This is a genomic window from Pontibacterium sp. (assembly GCF_041587635.1).
Lineage (GTDB): Bacteria > Pseudomonadota > Gammaproteobacteria > Pseudomonadales > Balneatricaceae > Pontibacterium.
Genome location: NZ_JBFGYC010000217.1, coordinates 1 through 6175, shown reverse-complemented (window position 1 = coordinate 6175; position 6175 = coordinate 1). Strand labels below are relative to the sequence as shown.

The window sequence follows — 6175 nt, the reverse complement described above, 5'->3', positions numbered from 1 at the left end:
CTGTTGCCTGATAGGCAAGCGCTTTCAATATGACTCAGCTCAGGAACAGACTGCTGGCCAGATCATTGATCCGAGGTTGCAGTTGTTCCAGGCGGCGATACTCTGATCGCAGAGTGGCAAACTCGATACCCAGCGAATCAGTGTCTATCTGCGCCAATGATTCGGGTGTTGCTGTGCCCAGAGTTTTGATTAGTTGTTTGCTGATACGCAAGAGTTCAGTGCCCTGCCAATACTGAGCCCGGTCCCCCGGGGTATTTTGGTGAGCCAGCACGCGGCTCATTGCATCGGGTAAGTGCCATTCATGACAGAGCGCTTCGGCCACGGTGCAGTAGTCAAAACCGCAGGTCTCAATCAGGGCTTCACTCACGCTTAGGGAATCGTCTTCTGAACTCAGCAGGAGGGCGGCCTGTGTTTCTTGTGGCATGCTGTCCGCGAGCCAGAGCAGTCCCAGGTTGTGTAGCAGTCCCAGGGTGCGCATGGTTTGTGAACAGAGCGGGGACGGCATCCTATCTTCAGGCGTCAGACCAAACGCCGCTTCTGCGAGCAGCATAGAATCCTGCCAGTAGCGTACGGGCTGAAAGGCGGGGCAACGGTGTGGATCAAAGGGGGCAGAGACAACTAATGCGATGCTGGTACTGCGCACCACATTAAAACCCAGTCGGGTGCAGGCATCCATCACTGAGGTGACCTCAACGGATGAACCTGACCAGGCGGAGTTCGCCAGTGCGATAAGGCGCATACTGATACTTGGAAACTGCTCAATCACGGATGCCAGCTGCTCAAACGGAATATTGTCGTCTGACAGTTGTTTCATCAGTGAGGTCGCGCCGGTTGCGAGTACCGGGATACGAAGTCTCTGGCCGTTTAAGGTCAGGGTGTCAGTCATGCAGTTTAGTGTCCTTCATACCACAGGCTTGGCTGTGGAGGTGTCCGGGTAAAGGGATTGATCTGTCGCCGGAAGCTCCAGTGCTGGAACCGGTCGGCAGAAATAATAGCCTTGTACCAGGTCGCATCCTACGCCGTGCAGAATGCGGGCCTGATCCAGTGTCTCAACCCCTTCAGCGATGACTTTGGCACCAAACGCATGCGCGGCACCGACAATCGTGCCCAACAATATAGCTGCTTCTGGCTTATCTGCCAGCGGGGCGATAAAGGAACGGTCAATTTTGATGGTGTCGATATCCAGATCTTGCAACAACGTGAGTGAGGAATATCCGGTCCCAAAATCATCCACCGCCACATGGACACCCATTTGACGCAGCGCAGTGGCATTTGCCTGACCGGCCTTGGTCTGCAGAATGCGAGTTTCAGTGATCTCAAGTTCGAGATACTCGGGTGGCAGTCCTGATGCTTCTAACGCCTGGTTTACGGTGGTTAACAGCTGCTCATCCTCGAAGTGCAGTGGCGAGATGTTAACCGCAATGGTGAAGCGCTCCTTGCTGGTCTCGTGCCAGCGAACCGTCTGCGCAAGCGCAGTCTTGAGTACCCATTCCCCCAGTGCATCAATGATGCGCAGGCGTTCAGCTGTCTCAATAAACTGCTGCGGCATGATCAGGCCTTTTTCCGGATGTCGCCAGCGTACCAGGGCTTCCACGCCCTTTAAGGTGCCGCTGTTCAAGCAAATTTGAGGCTGATAATGCAGTTCCAATTCATTGTTGGTGATGGCCTGACGCAGATCCTGTTCCAGTTGCAGGCGTTCCATGGCCTCCGCAGTCATATGGGGTTGGTAACATGCGTAACGATGCTTACCGGCATTCTTCGCCGAATACATCGCGCTATCTGCAGCTTTCATTAAACTGTTGCTGTCGCTACCGTCATCGGGAAAGTAGGCGATACCGATACTGGCTCTGGGTGTTAGTGTGCGTGTGCCGAGGATGACCGGTTTACTGATCTCGTTGAGTACGCGCTGGGCGGTGCTGGTTGCCGAGTAATTGTCTGACAAGTCATTGATCAGGATGCAAAATTCATCACCGCCAAGGCGTGCGGCAAAATCGGAGGAGCGCAGCTGTTGCTTGAGTCGTGCTGCCACCTCTTGCAATAGCTGATCTCCGGCGTCGTGACCTAAGCTGTCGTTTACATCTTTAAAGCCATCCAGATCGATATAAAAGATCGCCAGCGGACTCTGACGGCGTGCTGCCTGACTGATTTCGCGGTTTAGCTGTTCCAAAAAATGGGAGCGGTTGGCCAGATCGGTCAGTGAATCAAAGTAGGCCAGCTTTTGTATCCGTTCCTCGTTTTCCATCTTACTGGTGACATCGCGAGCAACGGCAAAGATCAATTGGTCATCCGGTGATGCGGTTCCCCGCCAGCTTAACCAGCGATAGTCACCCTTATAGGTGCGGTAACGGTTACGAAAATCGGTGATTTGTTCTCCACGTTGCAGGCGGACCATTTCGACGTTCGAGCGTTGTAGATCATCTGGATGGATCAGTTCACGCAACGGCGTTGTTAACAGATAGTCCTGCTCGAACTTCAGCGTTTCGACCCATGCCGGGTTTATCTGCTTAAAGTAGCCATCAAAGCCAATGACGCAGAACATATCCACTGACATATCAAAGAAGGCGTTTACTTCACTTTCGGCAAAGCGCAGCTTTTCATGGGCCGACTGCCAGCGCAGCAGCAGATCTTCCAGCAGACGGATCGCGCCGATGGCAAGAGTGAGGCCCAGCAATAGAATCAATATGGGGACGATATAGCGATCGGTCCAGTGCAATGGTTGCCGACGTTCAGTGATCAGTTGCCAGCTTCGACCTGCAATATCAAAACTAATCGTCGCCCTGTTACTGGTGTTCACCCCTCCGATAGGTGTCTTGCCCTCAGGAAAGCTACTGTACAGCAGATCCAACTGCGTCAAATGGGCTTTAGCAGAACCGGTGTTCCGGCCTGAATCATGCAGGCTGAAGTACAGCTGATTCTGTGTGTCTGCATCAAAAATGTGCTGCAAGGCATAGGCGATGGTAAGGCCTACCGGGATAAACCCGATATGGGCATCTCGGCGTTCGCGTGTGTTCAGTGTTGAGATCCCGGCGGAATACACCGGGCTGAGCAAAAGAACGCCTTTTAAACCGGACGCTTTATCCTGTGAGAGCGTTACCGGAGCCGATAGAATCGGTTGCCCACTGTCACGCGCACGTTCTGCGGCAGCCCGGCGAAGCTTATGCGCCCAGAGGTCAAAACCGTAAACATTGTCATTGCCTTCACGAGGCTCTACCAGTACTGCTGGGAAGTATTGGGCTCGCGCTCCCTCGGGTTCGATCTTAAACGCCGGGTATCCCTGATGCTCACGTTCTGCATCTTTAAACAAACGGCGCTGTAGCATAGGCAGGTCATCAGCAGATATGCGAGGAGCGTACGCGATCGCTCGCACTGCCGGAAACTGAGTGAAGAAGTCGGCGCTGTCGAGATAGTCCCGAAATTGTGCAGCGCTTAGTGCGGGGTGAGTGGACGCAAAGCCTCGTACGCCGTCTATTGCGATGAACAGGCGTTGCATCTGTGATTCGATGCGATTGGCAAGCGCATCTGTTTGCTTTTCGAATTCCCGAGAGTGTTCGGCTTCCTGGCTGCTGTAGACGAAATGAGCCGTCCAGACCGCGACCGTGAGAAACAGAGTCAGAATAGAGAGTTGTCGCAAATATTTCGGGATAGGCATACAGCTGTACTTCCGGCTGTCCAACAATAGAAATTGGTATGTGAGGACGGCTCTTATCCTATATGTAGGAGGGCTGCGATCCTGACCGCCAGTTTAGCTCAGATTGGGGGCGGTACGCACGTGACAAAATTGTGCATGTTGGGTATCTGAAGTTGTCGCAATGCGAGGTCTGTGATCAAAGTGGTGAAGCGACTTCGGGGCTTTAGACATACGGCGCTGGCGTCGTTTGTGAATGACCTGAAAACATGCGTCGTCACTCGCTATAAAGTCGCTTTTTATGCTGGAGTTAGTGAATGATTAATGTATAATACGCGACCTCTTATCGCACTCTGGTATGGTATTCTGTCTCGGTATAGGACGCTCCGCCTGAGAAACAACATAATGAGCCTGAGAGTGCAGGCGTTGAACGTTGTTTCGATAATTACGATGATAAGAAGTATATCTAACTGTATTTAAAAGGGTTTTTAGCAATGGCTAAAGTTTGCATGGTCACTGGCAAGCGTCCAGTAACCGGGAACAACGTTTCCCACTCTCAGCGTAAGACTCGTCGTCGTTTCCTGCCTAACCTTCACTGGCACCGTTTCTGGGTAGAAAGCGAAAGCAAATTCGTACGCCTGCGTGTATCTTCTAAAGGTATGCGTATCATCGATAAGAAAGGTATCGATGTAGTTCTGGCTGAAGTTCGTGCTAACGGTATCAAGGTTTAAGGAGCTGCATCATGGCTAAAGGCGCTACTGATAAAATCAAACTGGTTTCTTCTGCTGGTACTGGTCACTTCTACACCACTCAGAAGAACAAGCGTAACACTCCGGACAAGTTCGAATTTAAAAAATACGACCCGGTTGTTCGCAAACACGTGATCTACAAAGAAGCTAAAATCAAATAAGATTTTTCCTTCTCAGAAAACCCGGCCTTGGCCGGGTTTTTTTATGTCTAAAAAAGCCTGGCGGTATAAGTCGTAGGTTTTTTAACGAGCGGGACGCTAGCCTGAGGGCGAAAACTTAAATGTTGGAGCACAGAGGGCGAGGAGGAGGGTGCTGTTTCGTGCTGATTATAAGATGCATAAAAAGGAGTGGATATAATACCACCCCTCTTTAGGTCAGTGACTGCGGCGAATTACTTCGCTTTTTTTAGCAGCTTCTTCAATTTCTTCAGCTTACCTTCGTGCTTAGCGATTTTAGCCTGGCGTGCTTTGATATCTTTCTTGATTGCTTTGACTTTGATCTTCGCCATCGGTCAGTGCTCCTTAGAGAGTGGGTTTTGTCTCGGATACCTCTAACACTTGAGGTTTTCAGGCCTCAGTGTCAGATTCAGTATTATTTTCTGCTACAAACTTGCGAATAAATCGACGGATCTCGCGGGCCGCGCTGGTATCCAGTTCTTCGCATAAAGAGACAAAGCTATCCCGTTCCTGATCATTAATCCGGATGACGAGCTGACTGTTCTTTTTTTTCTTTGCTTTCTTGTTCCCACTCATGTGTTTGGTCTCGGGCCTGTCCAGTGGCTGAAGAATATAGCAAATGCAGCTGATACCCAACGCGTATTGTTTGTATATTGAATGTATATACATATTAGAATATATCTGTTGAGGCCGGGTCAAATGATTCAATTAATCTTCATAAAACTGTCACAATTGAATGCAATTACAGCAATGTGATGACGAGATCTGCTTGGTGATGCTGTGCTGAATGATCAGGATACGTATTTATGATGTAATCTGATGCAAGTGCAAGAACGGAGCGGGAACTATGGAGCTGGGACGGAAGCTAAAAGTATATTATTTCACTGCAGTGTTCAGTGTGATGTTCTCGCTGTTGGGCTTCAGTTACAACGCGTGGCGGCTGGAGGCGACAGAAGATAACAGCAATATCCGTATGGCGGCATTTTCTGTGTTGAATACACTGTCTGAGCTGGAGCAGCTGGTATATGCGGCACATTACGACCATGATGAAGTGGAAGGTAACCCTCGCAAAGGCTGGATCAAAGTGGGGTTGATTTCTGATCTGAGCAGTTTGATTGGGCCCAAGGTGGCTGAAAAGGCTGAAGGTCTGCGTTTATCCTGGGGGGAAAACTGGGAGCTACTGGGCCAGGATAATGATTCGTCTGATCAAATCGTCGCAGAGATTGATGAAGTTCGGTTACAGATAAAGATGGTAATAAAGGATCTGAAATAACGTTCAATGATTAACCCCGTCGCTATATTAGCGGTTGGGTTGGAGTCGAATAATCAAATGGAGGGAAAGTTGATGTATCTGAAAAAACTGTGTGTATCCGCGTTAACTGCGATGATCTGCAGTGTGCCACTGGCCGCGCAGGCTGAAAGCCACGGTCATAAGGCTGAAACTCCCTCTTTTCGAACGACTCAGGTGAGTGATCAGATTCTGCTGTTACAAGGTAAAGGCGGCAATATCGCTCTGCTCAAGGGTGAGCAGGGGATGTTGATGGTAGACGATGATTATAAAAGTCTGTCGCCTGCGTTAACCCGCGAAGTAGCCAAATACGGTGGGTTGGAGAAGTTAACCTATG

6 protein-coding genes and 1 pseudogene are annotated in these 6175 nt (G+C 50.2%); 4 read left to right on the top strand and 3 right to left on the bottom strand.

The annotated features are described in order from the left end of the window. Positions 1-34: 34 nt before the first annotated feature. Both ABYW01_RS11640 and ABYW01_RS11635 read right to left on the bottom strand, forming a co-directional pair. Entirely contained in the window at positions 35-886 is an 852-nt protein-coding gene (locus tag ABYW01_RS11640) for an HDOD domain-containing protein (protein ID WP_372832858.1), read from the bottom strand. 15 nt (positions 887-901) lie between these two features. Beyond that, complete coding sequence (locus ABYW01_RS11635) at positions 902-3649, bottom strand: EAL domain-containing protein (RefSeq protein ID WP_372832856.1); 2748 nt, start codon at positions 3647-3649, stop codon at positions 902-904. 470 nt (positions 3650-4119) lie between these two features. Between ABYW01_RS11635 and rpmB the strand changes: the two genes are divergently transcribed. Together rpmB and rpmG are read left to right on the top strand one after the other, a co-directional pair. Then, complete coding sequence (gene rpmB, locus ABYW01_RS11630) at positions 4120-4356, top strand: 50S ribosomal protein L28 (RefSeq protein WP_372832855.1); 237 nt, start codon at positions 4120-4122, stop codon at positions 4354-4356. 11 nt (positions 4357-4367) lie between these two features. Continuing rightward, positions 4368-4535 carry a 50S ribosomal protein L33 gene (rpmG, locus tag ABYW01_RS11625; protein WP_193954803.1) on the top strand — a complete coding sequence of 56 codons (168 nt, stop codon included), beginning with the start codon at positions 4368-4370 and terminating at the stop codon, positions 4533-4535. 405 nt (positions 4536-4940) lie between these two features. On the opposite strand, the gene ABYW01_RS11620 is transcribed toward rpmG, so the two are convergent. Then, positions 4941-5126 carry a hypothetical protein gene (locus tag ABYW01_RS11620; protein WP_193954802.1) on the bottom strand — a complete coding sequence of 62 codons (186 nt, stop codon included), beginning with the start codon at positions 5124-5126 and terminating at the stop codon, positions 4941-4943. A 271-nt stretch (positions 5127-5397) separates the two neighbouring features. On the opposite strand from ABYW01_RS11620, the gene ABYW01_RS11615 reads away from it, so the two are divergent. Both ABYW01_RS11615 and ABYW01_RS11610 read left to right on the top strand, forming a co-directional pair. Next, on the top strand, positions 5398-5823 hold the full coding sequence (locus ABYW01_RS11615) for a hypothetical protein (RefSeq protein ID WP_372832854.1): 426 nt from the start codon (positions 5398-5400) through the stop codon (positions 5821-5823). A gap of 72 nt (positions 5824-5895) precedes the next feature. Further along, positions 5896-6175 (top strand): annotated as a pseudogene (locus ABYW01_RS11610) (MBL fold metallo-hydrolase); the annotation flags it as partial.

What these genes read in the sequence shown, in the direction of transcription:
- ABYW01_RS11640 (WP_372832858.1), bottom strand. Translation starts at nt 886, where the DNA reads ATGACTGACACCCTGACCTTAAACGGCCAGAGACTTCGTATCCCGGTA.
- ABYW01_RS11635 (WP_372832856.1), bottom strand. Translation starts at nt 3,649, where the DNA reads ATGCCTATCCCGAAATATTTGCGACAACTCTCTATTCTGACTCTGTTT.
- rpmB (WP_372832855.1), top strand. Translation starts at nt 4,120, where the DNA reads ATGGCTAAAGTTTGCATGGTCACTGGCAAGCGTCCAGTAACCGGGAAC.
- rpmG (WP_193954803.1), top strand. Translation starts at nt 4,368, where the DNA reads ATGGCTAAAGGCGCTACTGATAAAATCAAACTGGTTTCTTCTGCTGGT.
- ABYW01_RS11620 (WP_193954802.1), bottom strand. Translation starts at nt 5,126, where the DNA reads ATGAGTGGGAACAAGAAAGCAAAGAAAAAAAAGAACAGTCAGCTCGTC.
- ABYW01_RS11615 (WP_372832854.1), top strand. Translation starts at nt 5,398, where the DNA reads ATGGAGCTGGGACGGAAGCTAAAAGTATATTATTTCACTGCAGTGTTC.